This window comes from Flagellimonas baculiformis (genome assembly GCF_033441575.1).
GTDB lineage: Bacteria > Bacteroidota > Bacteroidia > Flavobacteriales > Flavobacteriaceae > Flagellimonas > Flagellimonas baculiformis.
Genome location: NZ_JAUZVW010000011.1, coordinates 103,305 through 127,699, shown reverse-complemented (window position 1 = coordinate 127,699; position 24,395 = coordinate 103,305). Strand labels below are relative to the sequence as shown.

At 47.1% G+C, this 24,395-nt stretch carries 21 protein-coding genes; 11 read left to right on the top strand and 10 right to left on the bottom strand.

Going from position 1 to position 24,395, the window contains the following annotated elements; genetic code table 11:
* Positions 1-18: 18 nt before the first annotated feature.
* The 3 genes from SD450_RS15230 to SD450_RS15220 form a co-directional block, all read right to left on the bottom strand.
* A complete protein-coding gene (locus tag SD450_RS15230; RefSeq protein WP_072875703.1) occupies positions 19-1,047 on the bottom strand; it encodes a rod shape-determining protein in 1,029 nt (342 codons plus the stop codon).
* A gap of 54 nt (positions 1,048-1,101) precedes the next feature.
* On the bottom strand, positions 1,102-2,631 hold the full coding sequence (purH, locus tag SD450_RS15225) for a bifunctional phosphoribosylaminoimidazolecarboxamide formyltransferase/IMP cyclohydrolase (protein ID WP_318345319.1): 1,530 nt from the start codon (positions 2,629-2,631) through the stop codon (positions 1,102-1,104).
* 92 nt (positions 2,632-2,723) lie between these two features.
* A complete protein-coding gene (locus tag SD450_RS15220) occupies positions 2,724-3,176 on the bottom strand; it encodes a GAF domain-containing protein (protein ID WP_318345318.1) in 453 nt (150 codons plus the stop codon).
* 130 nt (positions 3,177-3,306) lie between these two features.
* Between SD450_RS15220 and SD450_RS15215 the strand changes: the two genes are divergently transcribed.
* The 9 genes from SD450_RS15215 (at position 3,307) to SD450_RS15175 (ending at position 15,183) form a co-directional block, all read left to right on the top strand.
* Positions 3,307-3,693: an HYC_CC_PP family protein gene (locus SD450_RS15215; protein WP_318345317.1), complete on the top strand. Its 387-nt coding sequence runs from the start codon at positions 3,307-3,309 to the stop codon at positions 3,691-3,693.
* 93 nt (positions 3,694-3,786) lie between these two features.
* Entirely contained in the window at positions 3,787-7,524 is a 3,738-nt protein-coding gene (locus SD450_RS15210; RefSeq protein WP_318345316.1) for an efflux RND transporter permease subunit, read from the top strand.
* Positions 7,521-8,741 carry a TolC family protein gene (locus SD450_RS15205; RefSeq protein ID WP_318345315.1) on the top strand — a complete coding sequence of 407 codons (1,221 nt, stop codon included), beginning with the start codon at positions 7,521-7,523 and terminating at the stop codon, positions 8,739-8,741. Before SD450_RS15210 ends, SD450_RS15205 begins: the two co-directional genes overlap by 4 nt.
* Before the next feature lie 11 nt (positions 8,742-8,752).
* Complete coding sequence (locus SD450_RS15200) at positions 8,753-9,079, top strand: heavy metal-binding domain-containing protein (protein WP_318345314.1); 327 nt, start codon at positions 8,753-8,755, stop codon at positions 9,077-9,079.
* Positions 9,080-9,109: 30 nt separating this feature from the next.
* Complete coding sequence (locus tag SD450_RS15195; protein WP_318345313.1) at positions 9,110-9,661, top strand: helix-turn-helix domain-containing protein; 552 nt, start codon at positions 9,110-9,112, stop codon at positions 9,659-9,661.
* Between the two features lie 69 nt (positions 9,662-9,730).
* Positions 9,731-12,229 carry a heavy metal translocating P-type ATPase gene (locus tag SD450_RS15190; protein WP_318345312.1) on the top strand — a complete coding sequence of 833 codons (2,499 nt, stop codon included), beginning with the start codon at positions 9,731-9,733 and terminating at the stop codon, positions 12,227-12,229.
* Between the two features lie 7 nt (positions 12,230-12,236).
* Positions 12,237-12,950 (top strand): hypothetical protein, encoded by a 714-nt coding sequence (locus SD450_RS15185; RefSeq protein WP_318345311.1) that lies wholly within the window; start codon positions 12,237-12,239, stop codon positions 12,948-12,950.
* Between the two features lie 12 nt (positions 12,951-12,962).
* Positions 12,963-13,445 (top strand): DUF305 domain-containing protein, encoded by a 483-nt coding sequence (locus tag SD450_RS15180; RefSeq protein WP_318345310.1) that lies wholly within the window; start codon positions 12,963-12,965, stop codon positions 13,443-13,445.
* 4 nt (positions 13,446-13,449) lie between these two features.
* Positions 13,450-15,183 (top strand): efflux RND transporter periplasmic adaptor subunit, encoded by a 1,734-nt coding sequence (locus SD450_RS15175; RefSeq protein ID WP_318345309.1) that lies wholly within the window; start codon positions 13,450-13,452, stop codon positions 15,181-15,183.
* Positions 15,184-15,477: 294 nt separating this feature from the next.
* Here SD450_RS15175 and groL read toward each other — a convergent pair whose 3' ends face one another.
* From groL to miaB, 7 genes are all read right to left on the bottom strand, one after another.
* Positions 15,478-17,106: a chaperonin GroEL gene (groL, locus tag SD450_RS15170; protein WP_318345308.1), complete on the bottom strand. Its 1,629-nt coding sequence runs from the start codon at positions 17,104-17,106 to the stop codon at positions 15,478-15,480.
* 101 nt (positions 17,107-17,207) lie between these two features.
* Positions 17,208-17,486, bottom strand: coding sequence for a co-chaperone GroES (locus SD450_RS15165; protein WP_318345307.1), 279 nt, complete (start codon positions 17,484-17,486; stop codon positions 17,208-17,210).
* 147 nt (positions 17,487-17,633) lie between these two features.
* Positions 17,634-17,999 (bottom strand): preprotein translocase subunit SecG, encoded by a 366-nt coding sequence (gene secG / locus SD450_RS15160; protein WP_072875682.1) that lies wholly within the window; start codon positions 17,997-17,999, stop codon positions 17,634-17,636.
* A gap of 3 nt (positions 18,000-18,002) precedes the next feature.
* The gene (locus tag SD450_RS15155) at positions 18,003-18,890 is read right to left on the bottom strand and encodes a hypothetical protein (RefSeq protein WP_318345306.1); all 888 of its coding nucleotides are present in this window, start codon (positions 18,888-18,890) and stop codon (positions 18,003-18,005) included.
* A 6-nt stretch (positions 18,891-18,896) separates the two neighbouring features.
* Positions 18,897-19,418 carry an LptE family protein gene (locus SD450_RS15150; protein WP_318345305.1) on the bottom strand — a complete coding sequence of 174 codons (522 nt, stop codon included), beginning with the start codon at positions 19,416-19,418 and terminating at the stop codon, positions 18,897-18,899.
* 27 nt (positions 19,419-19,445) lie between these two features.
* Positions 19,446-20,723: a sigma-54 interaction domain-containing protein gene (locus SD450_RS15145; protein WP_318345304.1), complete on the bottom strand. Its 1,278-nt coding sequence runs from the start codon at positions 20,721-20,723 to the stop codon at positions 19,446-19,448.
* Positions 20,723-22,192, bottom strand: coding sequence for a tRNA (N6-isopentenyl adenosine(37)-C2)-methylthiotransferase MiaB (miaB, locus tag SD450_RS15140; protein WP_318345303.1), 1,470 nt, complete (start codon positions 22,190-22,192; stop codon positions 20,723-20,725). The genes SD450_RS15145 and miaB overlap by 1 nt, the downstream gene beginning before the upstream one ends.
* Positions 22,193-22,322: 130 nt before the next feature.
* Here miaB and SD450_RS15135 point away from each other — a divergent pair, with 130 nt between their 5' ends.
* Positions 22,323-23,051 (top strand): hypothetical protein, encoded by a 729-nt coding sequence (locus SD450_RS15135; RefSeq protein ID WP_318345302.1) that lies wholly within the window; start codon positions 22,323-22,325, stop codon positions 23,049-23,051.
* Between the two features lie 67 nt (positions 23,052-23,118).
* Positions 23,119-24,372: an LVIVD repeat-containing protein gene (locus SD450_RS15130; RefSeq protein ID WP_318345301.1), complete on the top strand. Its 1,254-nt coding sequence runs from the start codon at positions 23,119-23,121 to the stop codon at positions 24,370-24,372.
* The last annotated feature ends 23 nt before the right edge of the window (positions 24,373-24,395 follow it).

Below are 24,395 nucleotides of genomic sequence, written 5' to 3'. Positions count from 1 at the left end.
ACCGTCCTGAAGACGGAACTATTTGATCAAAATACTTTTATAGCGTTCCAAGTTTTTAAGGGCAATCCCTGTACCACGTACCACAGCTCTCAAAGGATCTTCCGCTATGTACACGGGAAGGTCGGTCTTTTGTGAAAGCCTTCTGTCCAATCCACGGAGCATTGATCCGCCTCCGGCCAAATAAATGCCCGTGTTATAGATGTCCGCTGCCAGTTCGGGGGGTGTTTGGGAAAGGGTCTCCATTACGGCGTCCTCGACCCGAAGGATACTCTTGTCAAGTGCCTTGGCGATTTCGCGGTAAGAGACTTGGACTTGTTTGGGTTTTCCGGTCAAGAGGTCACGCCCTTGGATGGACTTGTCGTCCGGGGGCGATTTTAAATCTTCCGTTGCGGAACCGATCTCGATTTTTATGGCCTCTGCGGTGCTTTCCCCTACATAGAGGTTGTGCTGGGTTCGCATATAGTAGATGATGTCGTTGGTGAAGACATCTCCTGCAATTTTTACTGATTTGTCACAAACGATGCCTCCAAGCGCGATCACGGCAATTTCGGTGGTTCCCCCACCGATGTCCACGATCATGTTGCCCTTGGGCTGCATAATGTCCAACCCAATACCAATGGCAGCGGCCATGGGTTCATGGATCAGATACACTTCCTTACCGTTCACCCGCTCCGCAGATTCCCGAACGGCCCGCATTTCCACTTCCGTGATGCCGGAGGGGATGCAAATCACCATGCGCAGTGCAGGTGGAAACCATTTTTTCTTCAGTGCCGGGATGTTCTTGATGAACATGTTGATCATCTTTTCCGAAGCATCGAAGTCGGCGATCACACCGTCCTTCAAAGGTCTGATGGTCTTGATGTTTTCATGGGTCTTGCCCTGCATCATACTGGCTTCGCGTCCCACCGCGATGATTTTTCCCGATACACGGTCCCTGGCCACGATGGAGGGACTGTCCACAACCACCTTGTCCAAGTGGATGATCAGGGTGTTTGCGGTACCAAGGTCAATGGCAATCTCCTCGGTCATGAAATCAAAAAATCCCATAAAAAAGCGTCTATTTCGGATTAACGGTAAAAATTAACGGCTAATGTACTAAAATTAATGTTTAAAATGCCGTGTCCCGGTCATGACCATGGCCATTCCATTTTCATTGCAATAATCGATGCTCAACTGGTCCTTGATAGAACCTCCGGGCTGAATCACGCTTTTGATGCCTGCCTTGTCCGCAATTTCCACACAATCGGGGAACGGGAAAAAGGCATCACTGGCCATAACGGCACCGTTCAAATCAAAATTGAAGGATTGGGCCTTGTGAATGGCTTGGTTCAGTGCGTCCACACGTGAGGTCTGCCCAGTACCACTCGCACACAACTGTTTGTTTTTGGCCAATACGATGGTGTTGCTCTTGGTGTGTTTGCACAGTTTGGAAGCGAAAATCAAATCCTCAATCTCTTCTGGAGTCGGCTGTTTTTCGGTAACCGGGGTCAAGTCTTCCTTGGCATCGGTCTTGGAATCCTTGTCCTGCACCAATACCCCGTTCAAACACGTGCGGACCAAGGTTTCAGGGAGTTCTATTTCGTTTTGGACCAAGATGATCCTGTTCTTTTTGCCTTGTAAGATTTCCAACGCTTCATCGGAATAACTCGGAGCGATGACCACCTCACAGAAAAGATCGTGGATTTCTTCGGCAGTAGGTTTGTCAATTTCAACATTGGAGATCAAAATGCCGCCAAATGCGGAAACCGGGTCTCCTGCCAACGCATCCACATACGCCTGTTTGATGGTGCTTCGTGTAGCCAAACCGCAGGCATTGTTATGTTTAAGGATGGCAAAAGTAGGGTCGTCATTTTTGAATTCGCCGATGAGGTTAACGGCAGCGTCCACATCCAAAAGGTTGTTGTAGGACAGCTCCTTTCCGTGCAATTTGGTGAACATGGCCTCAAAATCGCCAAAGAAATACCCTTCTTGGTGTGGGTTTTCCCCGTAGCGCAACACTTGACCTTTGGTCTCGCTGATTTTCAGCACCGGTGCTGACTGGTCTTTGTTGAAATAGTTGAAGATGGCCGTGTCATAATGCGAGGAAACATTGAAGGCCTTTGCCGCAAAACGTTTGCGGTCTTCCAAAGTGGTGGTTCCGTTTCCTTCGGAGATCACGTTCAAAAAGTCAGCGTAGTCTTCCATGGAGGAAACGCAAAGTACATCCTTGAAGTTTTTGGCAGCCGCCCTGATCAGGGAGATTCCGCCGATGTCAATTTTCTCGATGATATCTTGTTCCGAAGCGCCACTGGCCACGGTTTTTTCAAAGGGATACAGGTCCACGATGACAATATCCAATTGGGGAATGTCAAATTCCTTCATTTGGGCCACATCGCTCTCATTGTCCTGTCTGTTCAAGATCCCACCAAAAACTTTCGGGTGCAACGTCTTCACGCGGCCACCCAAAATGGAAGGGTAACTGGTCACATCCTCAACGGGCACCACATCAATGCCGAGGTCACGGATAAATGTTTCGGTTCCCCCTGTGGAATAAAGGGTTACGCCCAAGTCGTTCAGTTTTTTTACGATGGGTTCCAGACCATCTTTGTGGAATACGGAAATCAGTGCAGCGGAGGCTTTTTTGGCAGTCATCTTCTGTGTCTTACAATCAATTTATTAAGCGCACAAAATTACCCCTTTTGTCACAAAAAGAAGAGTGGGTTATCAACAAAATAGCGGAAGTTTTACAGAATTTTGGCCACTTCTTGGTTGATGAATTCCAAAAAACGCTCATCGGCTGCTGTAAATGGGTCCGGGGTATTGGAATCGATGTCGATTTGCCCCACATTTTCACCGTTCACAAACAATGGAACCACAATCTCGGCCTTCACGGTGATGCTACAGGTGATATAATTGTCCTGGGCAGTCACATCGGGCACCACAAAGTTTTGGTTGCTCACCGCTACCTGTCCGCAAATGCCTTTCCCAAAGGGAATAATGGTGTGGTCGGTGGGCGCACCGGCGTAGGGCCCCAATTTCAGTTCCTGTTTGTTCCCATTTTTGAAATAGAACCCCACCCAATCGTAATAGGGAACATTGTTTTTCAAAAGTTCACAGATCTCACCCAAACGGGCATCCACTGATTTGTCTTTATCTTTTACGATTTCAAGGATTTTGGGCTCCAACGATTTTAGCATGAGGAATTTTTTTGCAAAGGTATTGAATAGGGGTTTTGTACGACAAAAAAGACGGAACTTACATCTTGAAAAGAGATAAAGTTCTGTTAAGCAAAACAATAAATGTTAATATTTTGTAGTTTTGTCGATAATGAAGCAGATTCTACATCAGTTCATATCATCCCTAATGGCCCTTTTGGTCTTGGTTTCCACGGTTTCATGGACGGTGGACAAGCACCTTTGTATGGGTCGGGTCATGGACATTTCTTTTTTTGCCCATGCTGATGATTGCGGTATGGACATGGATATGGAGTCTTCCTGTTGTGATGATGAATCGTTTACCGTCCAGGGACAGGACGATCTTAAAATGTCCTTTGACAATTTCAGTCTTGACCAGCAGCTTTTCTTGGTAAGCTTTGTCCATTCCTATTTTTACCTTTTTGAAGCGGAAGCGGAAGAGAACAATGCCTTTGTTGACTATTCCCCACCGCCACTGATACGGGACGTTCAGGTACTGCATCAGACTTTTCTTATTTGATCTATCATTGGTTTTTTCAACCCGATCCAACTTGGTCGGGCTGGCTCGTTTGTACAAGTTTTTGCCTTGGACTAATGCTTAAATCAAATCGCTATGCTGAACAAAAGCATCAAATTTTTAATAGAAAACAAATTAGTGGCCATTTTGCTGCTGGTCCTTTTTATGGGTTGGGGCATTGTGAATGCGCCCTTTGGCTGGGACACGGGGTTCTTGCCCAAGGACCCGGTTGCCGTGGATGCCATTCCTGATATTGGGGAGAACCAACAGATTGTATTCACCAAGTGGCCCGGCAGGTCACCACAGGACATCGAGGACCAGATTACCTATCCTTTGACTTCTTCCATATTGGGGATTCCAGGAGTAAAGACAATAAGGAGTTCCTCCATGTTCGGGATTTCCAGCATCTATATCATTTTTGAGGAAGAAGTGGAATTCTATTGGAGTAGGAGCCGTATCCTGGAAAAACTGAACTCCTTGCCGGACAACCTTCTTCCCGAAGGAGTAAGCCCAGCACTGGGACCGGATGCCACGGCATTGGGGCAGATCTATTGGTACACACTGGAAGGAAGGGACAAAGAGGGCAACGTGACCGGGGGATGGGACCTGCAAGAACTGCGAAGTGTCCAGGATTACTATGTAAAATATGCGTTGTCTTCGGCCAGCGGGGTATCTGAAGTGGCTTCAATTGGTGGATTTGTGCAGGAATACCAAGTGGATGTGGACCCCGAGCTGTTGAAGCAATACAATATTGGTCTTGATCAAGTTGTAAAAGCCGTAAAGCAGAGCAATCGTGACATTGGGGCGCAAACTTTGGAGATCAACAAAGCGGAATACCTTGTCCGTGGACTAGGTTACATTAAATCCTTGGAAGACCTAAAAAACGCAGCGGTCGCATCCACAGATTATACCGCCATTCGTCTAAAGGATGTTGCCCATATATCCTTGGGTCCAGCAGAACGAAGAGGCCTATTGGACAAGGAAGGGGCCGAAGTGGTCGGAGGGGTCGTTGTGGCCCGTTACGGGGCCAACCCATTGGAGGTCATCAACAATGTGAAGGAAAAGATCCAGGAACTCAGTGCCGGACTTCCTTCAAAAGAATTGAAGGATGGCACCACCTCCCAATTGACCATTGTTCCCTTCTACGACCGCACCGAACTGATACAGGAAACGCTGGGTACCTTGAACGAGGCATTGACGTTGGAAATATGGATCACCATTTTGGTCATTGTGGTCATGGTGTTCAATTTGAGGGCCTCCATTTTGATATCAGGGCTGCTCCCGATCGCCGTGCTCATGGTGTTCGTTTCCATGAAACTGTTCGGTGTGGATGCCAATATTGTGGCCCTTTCCGGTATTGCCATTGCCATTGGTACCATGGTGGACGTAGGGGTGATCCTCTCGGAGAACATCATTCGGCATATGGACGAGAACAGTGAGGGGCACTCCATAGACACAGTGGTCTATAATGCGACCTCGGAAGTCTCGGGAGCCATTCTAACGGCCGTTTTGACCACCATCATCAGTTTTATTCCCGTCTTCACCATGGTAGGGGCCGAAGGAAAACTTTTCACCCCATTGGCATTTACCAAGACCATGGCATTGACGGCTTCCATTATTGTGGCCCTGTTCCTGATTCCGCCCTTTGCGGCCATCATCTTCAAAAAGAAAAGCCAAAGCCCATTGCTGAAATATATAGGGAACGGAACCTTGATCGTGCTGGGCTTGGTGGCCATAGTGTTTGGACAATGGTTGGGATTGGTCTTGATGGCTTTTGGGATTTCTGGTATTTTGAAACTAAGAGAGGTCATTGATGGTAAACAGGTCAGTTTGGTCAATGTGATCCTTTGTGTCATTGCCATTATGTTCCTATTGGCAGCCTATTGGAGACCATTGGGGTTTGACCGAAGCATTGCGATCAACCTCATCTTTGTTGGGGTCATTTGTGGGATTTTGTTGGGAGGTTTTTATCTCTTCAGGAAATATTATAGCAGAATCCTGACTTGGGCTTTGGATAACAAGTTGATTTTCCTTTCCATTCCTATTGTGATCGTGGTATTTGGATTTTTGATCATGCGCAATACGGGTAAGGAGTTCATGCCTTCTTTAAATGAAGGATCGTTCCTTTTGATGCCCACCTCGTTGCCACATGCAGGCGTGGAAGAAAACAAACGCGTTTTGCAACAATTGGACATGGCCGTTGCCACTATTCCTGAAATTCAAACTGTAGTGGGAAAAGCGGGAAGGACCGAGTCTGCCTTGGACCCTGCACCCCTTTCCATGTACGAGAACATTATCCAATACCGTTCGGAGTATGAAAAAAATGCATCCGGAAGTCCACAACGATACAAGGTGAATCAAGACGGTTACTTTGTCTTGAAAAATGAAAAAGTGGCCTTTAATCCGAACAATCCCGTACAGAATGAACAGGACTACGCTGAAAGTCATGTGAGCGACCCCTTGCGTATTGACCGAGCACTTTTAGTGCCTGACAAGGATGGCGAATATTTCAGGAACTGGCGCCCAGAGATACAAAGCCCCGATGATATTTGGAACGAGATCGTACGGGTAACCCAAATACCTGGTGTCACATCGGCACCCAAATTGCAGCCCATCGAGACCCGCTTGGTGATGCTGCAGACAGGAATGAGGGCGCCCATGGGCATCAAGGTGAAAGGCCAGGATCTGAAGGAAATCGAAAAGTTCGGACTGCAACTGGAAAACATCATCAAAGAAGCGGACGGTGTGAAGGATCAAGCTGTTTTTGCCGACCGTATTGTGGGGAAACCTTATTTGTTGATCGATATTGATCGAGAAAAATTGGTCCGCTATGGCATTGTCATCGAAGATGTGCAACAGGTGTTGGAAGTGGCCATAGGGGGCATGGCCCTGACCCAGACCGTGGAAGGTCGTGAGCGCTATGCCGTTCGGGTACGATATCCGAGGGAACTTAGGGCCAACCCGACCGAATTGGGCAATATTTACGTTCCTGTGGAAAAAGGAAACCCTGTCCCCTTGAACGAATTGGCCACCATCCGATACGAACAGGGGCCGCAGATGATAAAGAGCGAGGACACCTTTTTGGTGGGCTATGTGCTGTTCGATAAATTGGACGGCTTTGCCGAAGTGGACGTAGTGGAAAATGCCCAGGACAAGATTTTGGAAAAAATCGAGAATGGGGAACTTGTGGTCCCAAAGGGAATCAGCTATCAGTTCACGGGTACCTACGAGAACCAACTCAGGGCAGAAAAAACACTCTCCGTAGTGGTGCCCTTGGCCTTGTTGATCATCTTTCTGATCCTCTACTTTCAATTTAGATCTGTAGCCACCTCGCTCATGGTGTTTTCGGGAATTGCCGTCGCCTTTGCGGGAGGTTTTCTCATGATCTGGCTCTATGGACAGGATTGGTTCCTGAACTTCAATTTTTTCGGGGAAAACCTAAGGGACCTTTTTCAAATGCACACCATTAACCTGAGTGTGGCGGTGTGGGTCGGATTCATAGCCCTTTTCGGTATCGCTACGGATGATGGGGTGGTCATGGCCACCTATCTTACCCAGACCTTCGACAGGAATGCCCCTAGTACATTGGAAGACATCAGGAGTTCGGTGTTGGAAGCAGGTGAAAAGCGTATCAGACCCTGCTTGATGACCACAGCTACCACCATTTTGGCCCTGCTTCCCGTACTCACCAGCACGGGAAGGGGGAGTGACATCATGATCCCCATGGCCATACCCAGTTTTGGGGGTATGTTGATCGCCCTGATCACCCTGTTCGTGGTCCCTGTACTCTACAGCTGGAAAAGCGAATTGCAACTTAAACTGCAGAACCGATGAAAAAGAAATTTATTTATATAGTCTTTGCACTTACTGCTTTTGGGGCAAATGCACAATCGTTGGAGTTCTATCTTCAAGAAGCTGAGCAGAACAGCCCCATGATCCAGGCTTTGGAGCTACGCTATAACATCGCAAAGGAAAAGGTGAGTGAAATGAACACTTTGCCCAATACCACCATTGCGGCAGGATATTTTGTAAGCGAACCAGAGACCAGAACAGGGGCGCAGCGGGCCAGATTTTCTGTATCGCAGATGTTGCCGTGGTTCGGAACGATTACCGCGCGGGAAAATTATGCAAGTTCCATGGCAGAAACGGAGTATGCTGAAATTGTGATTGCCAAACGAAAACTGGCCTTGTCATTGGCACAATCTTATTATAATTTATATGGGATTCAGGCCAAGCAAAAGGTGCTTCAGGAAAACATTGATTTGCTGGAAACATACGAAACCTTGGCCTTGACCTCGGTTGAGGTTGGAAAAGCTTCGGCGGTGGATGTGTTGAAACTTCAAATTCGCCAAAACGAACTGCAGCAGCAGAAAGAAGTGTGGGAGCAATCCTATTTGGCGGAGCAGGCCGTTTTCAATAATCTGTTGAATCGTGATGAAAGTATTGCGGTTGAAGTGGTGGATGAAATGGACATTCCCTTGGATGACCCTATGCTCAACAAGGATGATCTGAGCCTGAATCCAGAACTCCTCAAATACGATCAATTGTACGAGTCGGTCACACAATCTGAACTGCTCAACCAAAAGGAAAATGCCCCAAGTTTTGGGATAGGGCTCGATTACATCCCTGTTTCGGAACGGACTGATATGGCAATGAGCGATAATGGAAAAGATATTGTAATGCCGATGGTGACTTTTTCCATTCCCATTTTCAACAACAAATTCAAATCTGTTACCAAGCAGAACGAGCTTCGTCAAAAAGAGATCGAACTTCAAAAAACGGAACGGTTGAATGTATTGGAGAATGCCTTTGCCAAAGCGGTCGCGCAACGGAACGAAGCGCGTATTGCCCATGCCACACAAACCAAGAACCTACAACAGGCCAAGGACGCCGAAGAGATCCTGATCAAGAGTTATGAAACGGGCACCATTGATTTCAATGATGTACTGGACATTCAGGAACTGCAATTGAAATTTCAGACGAACCAAATACAATCCATACAGTTGTACTATGTACAATCTGCCATTATCAATTATTTAATTAACAAGTAAATATAAAAACCATGAGAACAAACATCAGAACAATTATCGGAATCACACTCGTATCGGCTTTGGTGCTGACTGCATCCTGCAAAGGAAAAACAGAGGAAAGCAAGGAAACCCCTACCGAGGCAACTATGGAGCACGAAGGCCATGATATGGGAGAAGAAGGGCACGACATGGACCACAAGGACATGGACGCCAAGCAAGGGAAAGAGTACACTTCTACGTATGTCTGCCCCATGCACTGTGAAGGAAGCGGCAGCGAAACAGAAGGGAAATGCCCGGTATGTGGCATGACCTATGTGCTGAACGAGGACAAGCCTGAAGGCGAGCAATCCCATAATTAGAAAAACCCTTTAATCCCAAGAGCAACCAAAATGCACATCAAGGTCAAAAATATGGTATGCGATAGATGCAAGAGCGTCCTGAAAAATGAATTTCAGAAGGCAGGCATTGATGTGGTACGGATTGAATTGGGGGAAGTGGAGTTAAAGGAAGGCGCCATGGCCCAAATGGAGCATATCCGGGAGATTTTGATACGGAACGGGTTTGAATTGATCGAAGATCAAGAAGACTCCTTCATCGCGGAGATCAAGAACCACTTGATCATTGCCTTGGAAAACAGGATACATCAAAATCTCTCGGATCATCTGTCCAGAAGCATGAAAAAGGAATACTCGGTGCTCAGCAAAATGTTCAGTGCCAAGGAAGGCGTGACTATAGAAAAGTATTTCATCCTCCTAAAAATCGAAAAGGTGAAGGAGCAGATCCAGATGGGCAGCAAGACCTTTTCCGAGATTGCGTACGATCTGGACTATGCCAGCAGCAGCCATTTGGCCAAGCAGTTCAAATCGGTGACGGGGATGTCCATGACGGATTATAGGAAAGTACAGCAATGGGACCGTAAATCCCTGGACCAAATTGTATAAAAGAAAACCAGAATTGTGAAAAGCTTTGGGCTGGGAATCAGGTAGTTTTGTAAGATAAAAACAAATAAGATGAAGCACACCTATCACATACACGGAATGAGTTGCAACGGTTGTAGGAGCCACGTGGAAGGGACCCTTTCCAAAGTAGAAGGGGTCACTGGGGTAGAGGTGAACCTGGAAAAGGCAGAGGCCGTGATCGAGATGGAGGCCCATATTCCCTTGGAGACATTCCAAAAAACCCTAAAAAATGACGGTGGACGGTACAGCATACACATGCCGGGGCACCATCATCAACCTAAGGAGGAGAAAAAACAACCTGTCAAAAACGGAACGGGCACCTTTTATTGCCCCATGCATTGCGAAGGGGATAAAACCTACGACAAGCCCGGGGACTGTCCGGTGTGCGGAATGGACCTCGTGGAAGAGCAGAACATGTCATCGGCATCCAAGGAAAAATGGACCTGCCCCATGCACCCGGAAGTGGTGGAGGACGGACCCGGTTCGTGTCCAAAATGTGGAATGGACCTGGTGCCCATGGCCCCTGAGACCAGTGCCGAGGAAAAGACATACAAGCGATTGCTCAAAAAGTTTTGGGTGGCCTTGGCCTTTACCATGCCCATCTTTCTGATTGCCATGAGCGAAATGCTGTCCAATAATCCGTTGTACCAGCTCATGGAACCAAAATACTGGAACTGGGTGCAATTTGCCTTGTCACTTCCCGTGGTTTTTTATGCCACATGGATGTTTTTTGAAAGGGCCTATCGAAGTATCAAGACCTGGAACCTGAACATGTTCACCCTTATTGGCATTGGTGCCGGGGTGGCCTTTGTCTTAAGTACGGTCGCATTGCTCTTCCCTGGTTTTTTTCCAGATCAGTTCAAAAGCGGGTCGGGCACTGTCCATGTATATTTTGAAGCGGCCACCGTGATACTCACTTTGGTGCTGTTGGGACAATTGCTGGAAGCCAAAGCACACAGCAAGACCAACAATGCGGTGAAGGAATTGCTCAAACTTTCCCCCAACAAGGCCCTAAAAGTGGTGGATGGAGAGGAAGTGGAAGTAGGGATAGATACCATTGAGATCGGGGATATCCTACGTGTAAAGCCAGGAGATAAGATACCCGTGGATGGCACCATCACAGAGGGGGAAACCTCGGTGGACGAATCCATGATCACGGGGGAGCCCATTCCCGTGGAAAAACAAGTGGACGACAAGGTCAGCAGTGGTACCATCAACGGGAACCAATCCTTTTTGATGAAAGCTGAAAAAGTGGGGAGCGACACGCTTCTGTCGCAGATCATCCACATGGTCAACGATGCGAGTCGAAGCCGGGCACCCATTCAGAATTTGGCCGACAAGGTTTCGGCCTATTTTGTGCCGACGGTGGTGATCATTTCCATACTCACCTTTGGTGCCTGGGCCATTTGGGGTCCACAACCGGCCTATGTCTATGCGTTGATCAATGCCATCGCAGTCCTGATCATTGCCTGTCCCTGTGCGTTGGGCTTGGCGACCCCCATGTCTGTTATGGTCGGGGTGGGAAAAGGCGCCCAGAACGGGGTGCTCATCAAAAATGCCGAAGCTTTGGAGAAAATGGCAAAAGTGGATACCCTTATCATTGACAAAACCGGGACCATCACTGAAGGTAAGCCCACTTTCGACCATATTGGCATTTTTGGTACAACGTATTCCAAAGAAGAGCTATTGCAATTTGTCATCTCGTTGAATGCCAATAGCGAGCATCCGTTGGCGCAGGCCACTGTAAAATATGGAAAGGAAAATGGCATAGCCGTGTCGAAGACCAAAGATTTCAATGCCGTGACAGGAATGGGTGTCGAAGGAAAAGTCAAGGAAACGGAACTGCACTTGGGCAATCTCAAAATGATGGAAAGAGCCAGGGCCGAAGTTTCCGATGATATGAAAGCCAAGGTAAAGAAATCCCAAGAAGAAGGAAAAACAATATCCTATCTGGCAGTGGATGGGGTGTGCGAAGGATACATTGCCATTGGTGATAAGATCAAGGAGACCAGTGCGGCCGCCATCAGGGCCATTCAGAAAAAAGGTGTGGCCGTGATCATGCTCACCGGGGACAATGCCAACACGGCCAAAGCGGTTGCCAGTGAATTGAACTTGGACGATTTCAAGGCGGAAACCTTGCCCGAGGATAAAATGAAGGAAGTGGAGCGCTTGCAAGGCGAAGGAAAAGTGGTGGCCATGGCAGGGGACGGCATCAACGATGCGCCTGCATTGGCCAAAAGCGATTTGGGCATTGCCATGGGCACCGGGACCGATGTGGCCATAGAGAGCGCCATGATCACCTTGGTAAAAGGGGACCTGCACGGTATCGTAAAGGCAAGGAACCTGAGCGAGGCCGTGATGAAGAACATCAAACAGAACCTGTTTTTTGCCTTGATCTACAACACCATCGGGGTTCCAGTGGCGGCAGGGGTGCTCTATCCGTTTTTCGGGATTTTGCTTTCCCCTATGATTGCGGCCCTCGCCATGAGCTTTAGCTCCGTATCGGTGATTGCCAATGCACTTAGACTTCGAACTAAATCAATCGACTAAAACTAAAATGGTAAAACGAAAAACAGCGGTTAAGATTAGAAAGGTCCACCGATATTTGGGGTTGTTTTTGGGTATCCAATTCATCATGTGGACGGCCAGTGGCCTCTACTTCAGTTGGACCGACATTGATGAAATACATGGGGACCATTTCAGGAATATGGATTATAAACCTATAGCCTTTGATGGTCTCATCGGACTTTCGCAAATCAATGTGCCCGCTAAAATAAGTTCCTTGAGCCTAAAGGAAATTGCGGGAAAACCCTATTATTGGATCAATGACCAATATTTGGTGGATGCCAAAAGTGGTAGCCTTAAAAAAGGGATTTCCGAACAAGAAGCCCTGGCCGTTGCAGAGCGGCAAATGTCACCGGATCTAAAGGTCAAAAGAGTGGAGGTCATCGATGAAACCGATAAGCATCATGAGTATCGGGAAAAAAAGTTACCTGCCTTTGTGATTTCCTATGATTCTTCAGAAGACATTAAGGCCTATGTGTCGGTGGAGGATGGTTCTTTTCAAACGGTGCGACACCGGAATTGGCGTTGGTTCGATTTTCTTTGGATGACCCACACCATGGATTATGAAAGCAGGGATGATTTTAATACCACCTTGCTTCGTGCCTTTTCCCTGTTGGGGTTGATAACCGTATTGAGCGGGTTCCTGCTATGGTTTATCAGCTCGCCCACAATTCGAAAACTAAAAAAGGGAAACAATAAACACTAAAATTTTAAAACCATGGAAAAATCAAAACATTCAAACAAGGGAAATTACAAAACCTTTTTTAGTATGCTGGCCTGCTCTTTCGTGGCAATGTACATCACAATGTATCTCAATACCTATGAATTCGACCACGTCTGGTTCAGTTTGACGCGATTCTATATGGTCTGTTTGGGAATAGCTGCAATGGCGGTCATAATGTGGTTCTTTATGCGCAAAATGTATACCGACAAGAAAATGAACATGGCCATATTGTTAGGTAGTTTGGTCTTGTTTCTTGGCTCCCTATTTCTTGTACGCGACCAAAAATCCACGGTAGGCGATGTGCTATGGATGAAGGCGATGATACCGCACCATTCCATTGCCATCCTGACCAGTGAACGTGCAGACATCAAAGACCCAGAGGTAAAGAAACTGACAGAGGAGATCATTGAGACCCAGCGTAGGGAAATTGCTGAAATGGAAAAAATGATCGAACGATTACAGAACGAAAAAAAATAGTGTGATGAAAAAGGAAAATATCATTTACATCGGAATTGCTGTAGCCATCGGATTGTTAATAGGGTACGTTATATTTGGGGGAAATTCCGAAACCACCATCGCGGATGATCATGACCATGATGCCGAAATGGCCTCGGAACAAATGTGGACTTGTTCCATGCACCCACAGATCATGCAGCCCGAACCTGGGGATTGCCCTATTTGTGGAATGGACTTGATCCCGGCCCATTCCTCTGGGGAAGGATTGGCCCAGGCACAGATTCGGATGACGCCGAACGCCATGGCCCTTGCAGGTGTGGAAACCATCACGGTAGGGATGGGCAGTTCGGACAACGGGGGACGTGCAAGACTTTCGGGCAAAGTGGCCGTCAACCAAGAATCCGATGCCGTGCAATCTGCCTATTTTGATGGAAGGATAGAAAAACTGAATGTCAATTTTGAGGGTGAGGAAGTCAAAAGAGGACAACTTTTGGCCACCATATACGCCCCCGAACTGGTTTCTGCCCAGCAAGAATTGATCACGGCCGCCAGTTTGAAATCGAGTCAGCCCGCATTGTACGCTGCGGTGCGCAACAAGTTGAAAATTTGGAAGTTATCGGATACCCAGATAGACCAAATCGAAAAGTCTGGACAGGTACGCCAAAACTTCCCAGTCTACGCCAACGTTTCTGGAGTGGTGTCCGGGATTTTGGTAGAGGAGGGAGACTACATCAAAACAGGCTCACCTTTGGTGAGGGTGGCCAACCTGAACACCGTATGGGCCATTTTTGATGCCTATGAAAACCAATTGGCCCTATTTAAAAAAGGTCAGACTTTAAAGGTCCATACCAAAGCCTACCCCAATGAATCCTTTGAGGCCAAAATATCCTTTGTGGATCCCATATTGAACAACAATAGCAGAACCTTGGAGGTCCGTGCCTCATTGGATAACCGAAAGGGGCTTTTGAAACCAGGGATGTTCGTCACAGGAGAAATCGAATTGTCGGGCAATGCAAATACTGAGACATTACAGATTCCCGAAAGTGCCGTACTCTGGACAGGGAAACGTTCTGTGGTCTATGTGAAACCCCATCCGGATGAAGCTGTTTTTGAAATGAGGGAAGTGCAGTTGGGCAATTTGGTGAACGGAAACTATGTGGTCGATTCAGGATTGCAGAGCGGAGAGGAAATTGTGGCGAAGGGAACTTTTACCGTGGATGCCGCTGCCCAGTTGCAAGGAAAAAAATCCATGATGAACCCAAGTGGTGGTGTATCCATGACAGGACATGAAGGCCATGGACAGATGAACATGGACATGGATTTTTCATCTGTAGTGAAAACTGATTTTAAAGGAATTTTGGAATATTACCTCAAATTGAAAGATGCCTTGGTGTCATCCCATCAGGAAAAAGCACAGCAGTTTGCAAAAAAGGGTGCCGAGGAGTCGGAAAAAGTGGCAGGAATGCAAATGGGCCCAAATGAAAAAACCTATTTTTCAAAATTGACGAACCAATTTTTGGCCCTATCCAAAGAAAGTTCCCTTGCTGGACAACGGGAAAAGTTTGTCCTTCTTTCCGAACAGATGATTGAAATCGGGAACCAAATGCAAGGCGTGGGGCAAACCATCTATGTACAAAAATGTCCGATGGCCAATAAAAATGAAGGGGCGAACTGGTTGAGTCTGGAGAAGGAAATCCGCAATCCGTACTACGGGGAAGCTATGCTCACTTGCGGGAGTATTGTACACGTTATCAATTAAAAAGAACCCCAAGATATTTTAGTTAATTTTTAGCCAATAAAAATCTTCGGATTTAAAACTGATATACATTTACTCTAGTTTTTTAATTTATTGACTTATGAAAAACGCAAAGTCAACTGGAAAGTCATCTCCTGCAAAAGCTGCTGCAAAGCCTGCTGCAAAGAAGACTACCCAAGCTACTGGTAAGAAGAAGTAACTTGGTATTTTTGGTTCCAAGCGAACCATTTACTGGATACAAAAAAAGAAACGCCCTGATGAAAATCAGGGCGTCCTATTTTTATAGGGTTTGGAATCTTACATCATTCCTGGCATTCCGCCGCCCATTGGAGGTCCAGCGGGTGAATCCTCTTTAATGTCAGTCAATGCACATTCTGTGGTCAAGATCATTCCTGCAACAGAAGCGGCATTTTCCAAAGCGATACGGGTCACTTTCTTAGGGTCGATGATCCCTGCTTGTAGCATGTCCACATACTTGTCGGATTTGGCATCGTAACCAAAATCTTTCTTGCCTTCAAGTACTTTGGCGATCACTACGGAACCTTCGCCACCGGCATTTTCAACGATGGTACGCAAAGGCGCCTCAATGGCCTTGGCAACGATCTGTACACCTGTGGTCTCGTCCAAAGAATCGGTGGCCAATTTTTCAAGCACTTTTTTGGCCCTTACCAAAGCAACGCCACCACCGGCCACGATACCTTCTTCCACAGCGGCACGCGTAGCGTGAAGGGCATCATCTACACGGTCTTTTTTCTCTTTCATTTCCACTTCGGAAGCGGCACCTACATAAAGAACGGCTACACCACCGGCCAATTTGGCCAAACGCTCTTGCAATTTTTCCTTGTCATAATCGGAAGTGGTGGTCTCGATCTGGGCCTTGATCTGGTTTACCCTGGCCTTGATCTCGGAAGCCTTTCCGTTTCCGTTCACGATGGTCGTATTGTCCTTGTCGATGGTCACGGTCTCGGCAGTACCCAACATATCCAAAGAGGCATTTTCCAAAGAGAACCCTCTTTCCTCAGAGATCACGGTACCTCCGGTCAAGATGGCGATGTCTTCCAACATCGCTTTTCTTCTGTCCCCAAAACCTGGTGCTTTTACAGCGGCAATTTTCAGCCCACCACGCAATTTGTTCACGACCAAAGTGGCCAAGGCTTGTCCTTCAACATCTTCGGCAATGATCAAAAGGGGTCTTCCAGATTGGGCCACTGGCTCAAGGATGGGAAGGATTTCCTGTAGGTTGGAGATTTTCTTGTCGAAAAGGAGGATATAAGGATTGTCCAGGTCGGCAATCATCTTATCGGTGTTGGTCACGAAGTAGGGCGAAAGGTATCCGCGGTCAAACTGCATTCCTTCCACTACGTCTACATAGGTATCGGTACCTTTTGCTTCTTCCACGGTGATCACACCTTCTTTTCCAACTTTGGCAAATGCGGTGGCGATAAGGTCACCGATTGCTTCATCGTTGTTTGCGGAGATAGAGGCCACTTGCTTGATCTTGTCAGAATCGTTGCCCACTTTTTTGGCCTGCTTTTCCAAATCGGCCACCAAGGTCTCAACAGCTTTGTCGATTCCTCGTTTCAGGTCCATAGGGTTTGCACCAGCGGCAACGTTCTTAAGTCCTTCTTTCACGATGGCCTGTGCCAATACGGTAGCGGTCGTGGTACCGTCACCGGCTTGATCATTAGTCTTGGAAGCTACTTCCTTCACCATTTGGGCACCCATGTCCTCTAGCGGATCTTCCAGTTCAATTTCTTTCGCCACGGATACACCATCCTTGGTCACTTGGGGTGCGCCGAAGGATTTGCTGATGATCACGTTTCTTCCCTTGGGTCCCAAGGTTACCTTAACGGCCTCGGCCAATTTGTCAACACCGCGTTTCAGGCCGTCGCGTGCGTCAATATCGAATTTAATGTCTTTTGCCATTTTACTATTTTTTTGTTTGAAAATTTAGATGCCCCAAACCTAATTTCTGTATTCCAGATAGGTCAAGGGAGTCACAGTTTCTATTGTTTTGGAAAATTCAATTATATGATTGCCAAAATATCACTCTCGCGCATCATCAAATAATCGGTACCGTCCAGTTTGAGCTCGGTACCGGCATATTTTCCATAGAGAACGGTATCGCCCACTTTTACGGTTACTTTTTCATCCTTTGTGCCAGGTCCAACCGCCACAACGTTTCCTTTTTGGGGTTTTTCCTTTGCGTTGTCAGGGATGATGATACCGGAAGCAGTCTTGGTCTCGGCCTGTAGAGGCTCAATCAATACCCTGTCTGCCAATGGTTTGATGTTTACTTTAGCCATATTTTTAATTTTTAGGTGTTTGTTTTTATAAAATTCTCGAAACATTTGGGCAGAAATTATGCCATTGCCCAAAAACTGACATTATGGAAAACAAAAATGCCAGCTTGTCATTCAAGCTGGCATTTTTGTAGGCTTTGTCACTATCTACTAGTTAAGGGTGTCCGTAGGATCGACATCTGTGGCAGGAACTTGTTCCGGGATTTCCTCGGGAACAGTTTCAGGGATCGTGGTCTCCGTGTCGTCTCCTTGCAACAGCTTGGAATCTGCCTGGCCATAGCTTCCCTTAAGGGAAACATTGGAAAGCAGGATCAACACGATCAGCAAAGTGGCCAGTGTCCAAGTACTTTTGTCCAAAAAGTCACCGGTCTTCTTCACACCTCCCACAACTTGGTTGCCCCCTCCACCGAAGGAAGATGACAGCCCACCACCTTTAGGGTTTTGGACCATGATGACCAACACCAACAAAAGGCACACGATAATGATCAATATCAAAAAAATTGTAAACGTGCTCATTTCTTATTCTTCTTTATCTCTTTGGAGGTTCTTCACCGCCTGAATTTGGTCTGCAAAGAAACCACTTTTTTCTGGATATTTCAAACTCAATATTTTATAGGCCTGAATTGCCTTTTTGTACTTTTTTTGCTCCAGATATACCTTGGCCAAAGTCTCTGTCATCAACTCGTTTTTATCAAACTTCGTAGACTCTTTTATGTTGACTTTCGGCTTTGCGTTTTCCTGCGGCACTATTTTGGGATTGCTCTCGATGAACTTGTCCAGCAACTCGAACTTTTTCTTCCGATCCAGTTCTTCCATCACCTCCTTGCCTGTCTCTGTCTCCTCGGTTTTGGACGTCAGTTGCAGCCATTGGGTGAAGGAATGTTTTTCCTTTTTGGTGAAAGGAAGGGGCTTGCCCAACTGCAGGTCGGTTTCCGCTTTGGTTTTTTCTTCCACGGGAATGGATGGTTCCTCGGGCGTTTTGGATTTGAACAGTTCTGGGTTCAAGATCTGTTCTGCGTCCTTGATGTTCTGGGGCAAGGCAAGCTCGTCGGCTTCGCCCATCATGCTCTCGGCATTTGGGTTGGGTTCTATTTCCTCGGAAATGGCTTTTTGGTCCTCCAGTTTGGAGCCCCGTCCCGCAATGGTATCCGCAATGTTGTTCTGGATAAATTCTTTGGAAGTGATGTAGTCGAACAGCACATCCCTGTCCGTGGTATAGGCCGCCGTGGTCTTCAGGGCGTTGTTGTACTTGTAGCTGTCCAGATTTTTCAATCCCTTCAAGTGCAGGGCCCTTGCCGCTTGAAAATAGGGATATTCCTCAATGATGTCCTCCAGTTCCCGGGTCTGTTTGGGGGACAGGATGGTATTGGAGTTTTGAAGAATATGTATAAAATCCGTTACGTTCATACGCGGTTACCAATTGCCCAAGGAAGCATTGAAAATGTCCTGTGTGAGGCGTTCAAATATTTCTTCATGCGCTGCTGCCTGAACCGATGTCAGGGAAGCGGTTGCATCAAAATCATAAAAAAAGGAGAAACGGCGTTCAAAATCCGCATCTTCCTTGGTCCTGTTGAAGAACCGTACGTTCACGCTCATGGTGAGGCGGTTCTGGGCGGTCCGTTGGTCGGAGGTGGCCGTCATCGGGATCACTTTGTATTCAATGATCTCCCCTTCGTACAACAGGTCACCGTTGCTTCCGGTAAGGGAAAGACTGGTGAGGTTGTTGATCATGTTCTGTAAAGCCTGGGTAAAATCCCGATCCAGTCCGGGCACAATGATGGAGCCCGGCGTTTGGTCGGCATAGTTCTGGAAAAAATTCACCTGAAAACTTTTGGCAGTCCCAATGTCCGCTCCTGAAAAATTGTACGCGCCACAACCGGATAAGAAGAAAATCAATCCCAGCAATCCAATCTTAAAACCATTTTTTTTCCTCATGGTATGTCCAAATAACATCATATCAAATTAGAGATCGTACTGTTTGATCTTTCGGTACAGGGTCCGTTCCGAAATACCCAACTCGGAAGCGGCCGCCTTTCGCTTGCCCCTGTTCCGCTCCAGTGATTTTTTGATGAGCTCTATCTCTTTTTCCTGTAAAGATAGGGTTTCTTCCTCTTGGATCTCTTCGGCAAAGTGGTATCGATCCTCCTGCGGCTGTTGTACTGGGGGTTGTATTTTTCCTTCTACAATGGGTTCGGGCAAATGGAGCACTTCGGCCATGGCTTCCTCTTCTTGCTCAATGTCCTCTTCAGGTTTCCCATAGATCTTGCGGATCAGGTTTTCATTTTCCTTCTGTACCTTTTTGGAATCGTTTTCCTTGAGGAGTTCCAAGGTCAGTTTTTTGAGGTCGTTCAGGTCTCCCTTCATGTCGAAGAGCACCTTGTAGAGGATTTCACGCTCATTGCTGAAATCACTTTCTTTTTTGGTCTGGCCTACCACGGCGGGCAGATTGGAACCGATGGCATCGGGCAGATAGCTTTTCAAAGTGGGGGCGGAGATGGTCCTGTTTTCCTCCAATACCGAAATCTGTTCGGCGATGTTCCGCAATTGCCTGATGTTCCCCGGCCAACGGTATTTCAACAATAGATGGACTGCATCGTCCTCCAGGCGAATGGTGGGCATTTTGTATTTCTGACCAAAATCCGAAGCAAATTTCCGGAACAGCAAATGGATGTCTTCCTGCCGTTCGCGTAGCGGGGGAATGTTGATCTCCACTGTGCTCAACCTATAATAAAGGTCTTCCCTGAACTTTTCCTTTTCAATGGCCTCGAACATGTTCACGTTGGTGGCCGCCACGATGCGGACATTGGTCTTTTGTACTTGGGAGGACCCAACTTTCAGGAATTCCCCGTTTTCCAACACACGGAGCAAACGCACCTGGGTGGTGAGGGGGAGTTCGCCCACTTCATCCAAGAAGATGGTTCCGCCATCGGCCACTTCAAAATAACCGCTTCGGGTCTGCGTGGCTCCGGTGAAGGCTCCTTTTTCGTGACCAAAAAGCTCACTGTCGATGGTGCCCTCGGGAATGGCCCCACAGTTCACTGCAATGTATTTGGCGTGCTTGCGGTGCGATAGGGAATGGATGATCTTGGGAATGGCTTCCTTTCCGACCCCACTTTCCCCTGTGACCAACACGGAAATGTCGGTCGGTGCCACTTGGATGGCCTTTTCTATGGCTCGGTTGAGCTTCACATCGTTGCCGATAAGCTCGAACCGTTGTTTTATCGATTGGATGCTCTCCATTAATATAAATTGTTCTTTGAATATTCAATGGCCTCGCCGATCAAGGTGGCAGAGGTACATTCATTGATCTTTACGTTTACAAAATCGCCCACTCTGTAGTGTTCCTTTGGAAAGACCACCACGGTGTTCTGCGAGTTTCGGCCCATCCAATGGGCATCGGATTTTTTGGAGGTTCCCTCTATGAGTACTTCTTCGGTCTTGCCCAGATGCTCTTGCGTGCGATAATGACTGTGCTTTTGTTGCAGGTCGATGATTTCCTGAAGACGTCTTTTCTTGGTCTCTTCGGGAATGTCATCCTCCATTTTACGCTCGGCCAAGGTTCCGGGTCTTTCAGAATAGGCGAACATGAACCCAAAATCGTATTTGACGTATTCCATCAAACTCAAGGTGTCCTGATGGTCTTCTTCTGTTTCTGTTGGGAAACCGGTGATCATATCCTGACTGATGGCACAATCGGGAATGATTTTTTTGATGTTGTCGATCAGTTCAAAATATTCCTCACGGGTATGCAGGCGGTTCATGGCCTTCAAGATCCTGTTGCTACCACTCTGTACGGGCAAGTGGATGTATTTGCAGATATTTTCATATTTGGCCATGGTCTCGATCACGTCCAAGGTCATGTCCTGCGGGTTGGAGGTGGAGAAACGGATGCGCATTTTGGGCTGTGCTTGGGCCACCAGTTCCAAAAGTTTGGCAAAGTTCACAGATGTGGCCTTTTGCATGTCCGAGGCCTTTTCAAAATCCTTCTTCAAACCGCCGCCATACCAAAGGTAACTGTCCACATTTTGTCCCAAAAGAGTAACTTCCTTAAACCCTCTTTCCCAAAGATCGTTCACTTCCTCCAAAATGGATTGGGGGTCACGGCTGCGCTCCCTGCCACGGGTAAAGGGCACTACACAGAAGGTGCACATGTTGTCGCAGCCACGGGTGATGGACACAAAAGCGGTCACCCCGTTGGAGTTGAGCCGTACAGGGGCCACATCGCCATAGGTTTCGTCCTTGGAAAGGATGACGTTCACGGCATTACGGCCCTCATCGATTTCTTGGATGAGGTTGGGCAGGTCCTTGTACGCATCAGGTCCCACGACCATGTCAACAATTTTTTCCTCTTCCAGGAATTTGCTCTTCAAGCGTTCCGCCATACATCCCAAAACGCCGACCTTCATGCCGGGATTCGTCTTTTTGACGGCGTTGAATTTTTCCAGACGCTTGCGCACGGTCTGTTCCGCCTTTTCGCGGATGGAGCAGGTGTTCACCAGGACCAGGTCGGCCTCTTCCAATAGCTGTGTGGTATTGAACCCTTCCTTGGCCAAAATCGACGCTACGATCTCACTGTCGGAAAAATTCATCTGACAGCCATAGCTCTCAATGTAGAGCTTTCGGGTGTTCTTTTCGTCCTTCTCCATAGCCAGGGTGCTTCCCTGTTGGCTTTCGTCTATTGTTTTCGCTACGCTTTCGTCCTTGATCATATTGGTGCAATGGGGTGCAAAGATAATGCTTATTCCATTTTAGTGACAATATGGCAGTATTTTTTAGGATTATATTGTGGATTCGGGAGTTAATGTTACCTTCAACACAAATAACATAACCATTGCCGATATGGATTTTGCCCATGTGTCCCAGCGTATTAGCGAAAGTGGCCCCACAGAGTTTGGGAGTGTGTTCAGCCGATCAGTGGAACTTTTCAAAAAAGTGTGGTTGCAAGGATTTATTACCTTGCTATTGACCTTTGCTGCATTGATTCCCTTTTATATTTTGATCTATGTGCCCATGCTGGCCATGGGAATCTCGGACCCCGAAGCCTTTGAGCATAACGAGATGCCACCCTTGTTTGCAGCCATCATGGTTATGGTCATGCCTATTTTTTCTGTTGGAGTGATGACCATTGGTCTGTGCTTGAACGCTGCTTTCTTGCGCATTTGCCGAAAGTATGATATGGATGAAATGGGCAGGGACGATTACTTTTTCTATTTCAAAAAGCCCTATTTGGCCAAGGCCCTTGTACTTTCGTTGTTGATGTTCGGACTCTCCTTGTTGGGATTGCTGGCCTGTGGACTTGGCATCATCTATTTGATGGTCCCCATGTCCCTTTTTCCCGCTTTCTTTGCTTTTGACCGGGAGCTGACGGCCATGGAAATCGTGAAATCAGGGTTTGCATTGGGCAACAAGAACTGGCTCATCATATTTGCCTTGGTGCTTGTGGCAGGATTGATTGCCCAATTGGGGGTCATCCTCTGTTTGGTGGGTGTTTTCTTTACGGCAATGTTTTCCAAGATTCCCATTTACTACATATATAAGGATGCCATCGGTCTGTCCATGGATGCTTGAATTTTTATAAGAGTTCGACGCAACTTTTTGAGAGATTTTTATCTATAAGGTTAAAATGCCGACTATTATGAAAAAGAAAATCCTTTTATTGCCATTTATGGCCCTACTGTTGTTGGTGTCTTGTACCGATGACGATTCCAGTGACAAATATGCCGATTATATCGTGGCCCGTCCGTTGGTGATGAGCAAGACGGAATTTGCCAACAGTGTTGACATCATAGCACCCAGACCCATTGAAGAATCGGGAAAGGTCTATACCTATAAAGATTACATTTTTGTGAATGACAAATACCAAGGCATCCATGTGATCGACAACCGTAATCCACAACAACCCGTGAAAATTGGATTCATCAACATTCCCGGCAATGTGGACATTTCGGTGAAGGACGATTATCTTTTTGCTGACAGCTTGGCGGATCTGGTGGTCATCGATATTTCCGACATCGACAACATTGCGTTGGTGAACCGCTTGGAAAACGTATTGCAGGGCGGTATGGTCTTCCCTTTTGAGGCCAACATCATAGAAGATGCGGAATACGATTACGAAAATGAGATCATTATAGGGTGGACGACCACTACAGAAAGAAGGCTGATCTCCGAAGCGGAAAAACAGGGTTGGGGCTTTTTTACGAATGACATGCTCGCCATGGAATCCGCAAATGGTGGAACAACGGGCCAAGGAGGTTCGCTCGCGAGGTTCAAGATCGTGGAAGATTATCTCTACGCCGTGGACAGCCATAACATCAATGTGTTCAATATCTCCGATATGGACAACCCACAGGCGTTGGAAGACGTGTATGCGGGTTTTGATATAGAGACCATTTTTTACAATGGCAGCTACCTTTTCTTGGGCAGCATGCGCGGAATGTATATATATGACATCACCGACCCTGCGGCTCCTTCCAAGGTTTCCGAGTTTGAGCATGGAACGGCCTGCGACCCGGTCGTGGTGGATGGCGATTATGCCTATGTGACCTTGCGCGGGGGAAATTGGTGCGGTGCCACCGAGAGCGGATTGTTCATTGTGGACATTTCGGACATTGCAAATCCCGAACTGGCAGTGCAGTACCCTATGGATGAACCCTATGGGTTGGGCATCAGGGAAGAAAAACTTTTTGTCTGTGATGGATCTTCCGGGCTGAAGGTCTATGACAAGACCGATATCAATGACCTGAAAGAGCTGAACCACTTTGAGGACATCGTCACTTTCGATGTCATTCCTTTGGAAAACCATCTGATCATGGTAGGGGACGGCATCCTGTATCAATATGAGTATCTGGACGGGGGCATCAAGCTTATCAGCCAGATAGGACTCAACTAAAAAGCACAAAAACCAAGTCAAAT